Origin of the sequence: Desemzia sp. FAM 23988 (assembly GCF_045528365.1) — a bacterium.
Classification (GTDB): domain Bacteria; phylum Bacillota; class Bacilli; order Lactobacillales; family Carnobacteriaceae; genus Desemzia.
The window spans coordinates 1-2,387 of sequence record NZ_JBGQQS010000049.1; the positions used below are offsets into that span (position 1 = coordinate 1).

The following is a 2,387-nucleotide window of genomic DNA, read 5'->3' on the forward strand; positions in this document are numbered from 1 at the left end:
GTAAGCGCAAAATGAAACGGTATATAGATATAACAAATAACCCTTGCTACAATAGTTTTGTATTACAGTAAGGGTTATTTGCAGCTTTCTTGAACTTCTTTACTCCATGGTAATAGATTTTGAAGTAATTCGGGTTCTTCTTTAAATGGAGTAGTGGGTAGTTCTTCAAATAAGTATTGAAGATACTTATATGGGCTTAATCCATTAACTTTTGCAGTTTGAATAATACCATAAACTACACCACTCGCTGTTGCACCTTTGGTGCTGGTAGAAAAATTCCAAACTTTACGACCGACCACGAATGGACGAATACTACGCTCTGCTAGATTGTTTGAGAGCTGGCATTCACCATCCTTAAGGTAGTTCATTAAGTAAGGCTTTTGATTTTTTGCATATTGTAATGCTTTTCCAAGAATTGAACTCTTCAATGCATTTGTATGCTCTACCCAATTCCAAAACTTATTTAAGATTGGAGTCGCTTTTTCTTTCCGTTGAATGAATCTTTCTTCTGGGGAAAGAAAGGTGATTTCTCGTTCAACTTTGAAGAGTTGATCACAGAAGTCTTTTCCAATCTCAGATTGAGATTTGTTTTGCATGGCGTTTTTTGGGATGCCATCATTAAACTTTCTGCGAAGATGAGCCCAACAGCCTACACGTGTTACCTCAGTAACTTTATTGTAACCTTCATAACCATCACAATGCATAAAGCCACGGTAACCTTCTAAAAACTTCCTCGCATTTTCTCCTGCTCGAGTAGGTTTATATTGGTAAAGCGCAATTTGCTCAGGTGAGTCTTTACTACTTTGGTAGAGCCACATATAAGATTTTGTTGTTGCCTTTTTACCTGGTTCTTTTAGAACCTGCATGGTTGTTTCATCTACATGGATAGCTCTCGAGTGCAGAAGCTGTTGATGTAATAGATCAAATATAGGCTTTAACCATTGGTTAGAAGCTTTTATTACCCAATTAGCCATAGTGGCACGGCTAAGTGCAATACCATAGTTTTCCCATTCTTTCTCTTGACGGTAAAAAGGTACACTCAATTCAAATTTTTGGTGCATCAACCAAGCTACTGAACTTGCGGAAGCTAAACTTCTAGGTATAACAGGTGCAGGGGTTACAGCTTTAACAATATTGTCTGCACCATCTTTCTTACAAGTTGGACACTCATAAGCATAGCGCATAATTTTTCTCACCTTTAGGTGAGCAGGAATAAATTCAATTTCTTGGCGAACTTCTTCTTTTCCAATGATTTTTAATTCTGTATTACACCATTCACAATGGCATTCGTCTTCATGTAACATACAATTAACGTTGATGATCGGTAGATTCTTTATTAATTTTTCTTTCTGTCCTACCGTACGTTTTTTTACTTTAATCTCTTGTAAGTGACTGATCTCAGATGCTTTTTTGTCTTGAGATACTTCGGCTTCATTAAAAATATTTAAATCTGCATCAGTAAATAAACTAAGTTGATTTTCGACAGGTGTATTCGTCTTAGACTTCTCACTAGAACGACCAAATAACTTTTGAGTTAACAGCTGCACTTGCTCAGTTAATAAGGCTAACTGTTCAGTTAGCTGTTTATTTTGTTCATCTGCTAATTCTAGTTTCTTCATCAACATTTGTTCCAACTCAGTCATTTTCTACACCTGCCTTTTCTCAAAATCTATAGTCTTATTATACCAAATAAGATAAGTAAAAAACAGCTAATTTCGTTGATTTGTCAACGTCTTTAGCTGTTTTTTAAATTATTGGAAATGTCCAGGTTTCACTTTTTTTATAGCCTTCGGCTGCTCAATACTTAAACCTTCTAAAAGCCACCTAAGTTCTTGTTGTGAGATATTTCGTACTTCTTCTTTAGTTCGGGGCCATTGGATAACACCATTTTCAAGACGTTTGTAAAGTAAGATAAAGCCATCACCCTCCCAATAGAGAGCTTTATATTTATTACGGCTCCCACCGCAAAATAAAAATAGGCAATTTCCAAAAACATCCATATTATACTGATTTTGTATAATGGACGCGAGTCCATCAATCGATTTACGCATGTCTGTTTTTCCACAGACAATATAGATTTGATCGACTTTTGAATAATCTATTAACATACAACTATAGTTCCTTCAAAATAGTGTAGAGAATATACTTGTCAATTCCATTATAGACATGAATGTCCCGGTTGTTGTTTACATCTTTAATTCTGCAGGCCAATTTTGGTTTTTGTGGTGTTTTGCTCTCATAATCTTTAGACATGAAATCAATTTGTTGCAATGAAACTGGTACTATATCTTGTCTTTTCATCATCATTCCTCCAACTTGTTTACTATGAAATCAAGTATAGAGCGGAAAAGAAGATATTTGAAGATACCGTTTCATTTTGCGCTTAC

The 2,387-nt window shown here is 35.4% G+C and carries 3 protein-coding genes; all 3 read right to left on the reverse strand.

The window, feature by feature from the left end; translation table 11 throughout:
• Positions 1-74: 74 nt before the first annotated feature.
• Positions 75-1,643, reverse strand: coding sequence for an IS66 family transposase (gene tnpC / locus ACEN4L_RS13330; RefSeq protein ID WP_407097734.1), 1,569 nt, complete (start codon positions 1,641-1,643; stop codon positions 75-77).
• Between the two features lie 108 nt (positions 1,644-1,751).
• Positions 1,752-2,108 (reverse strand): IS66 family insertion sequence element accessory protein TnpB, encoded by a 357-nt coding sequence (gene tnpB, locus ACEN4L_RS13335; protein ID WP_284029954.1) that lies wholly within the window; start codon positions 2,106-2,108, stop codon positions 1,752-1,754.
• Positions 2,109-2,112: 4 nt separating this feature from the next.
• Positions 2,113-2,301, reverse strand: a complete 189-nt coding sequence (locus ACEN4L_RS13340; protein ID WP_079650468.1) for a hypothetical protein — start codon at positions 2,299-2,301, stop codon at positions 2,113-2,115.
• Between the last annotated feature and the right edge of the window lie 86 nt (positions 2,302-2,387).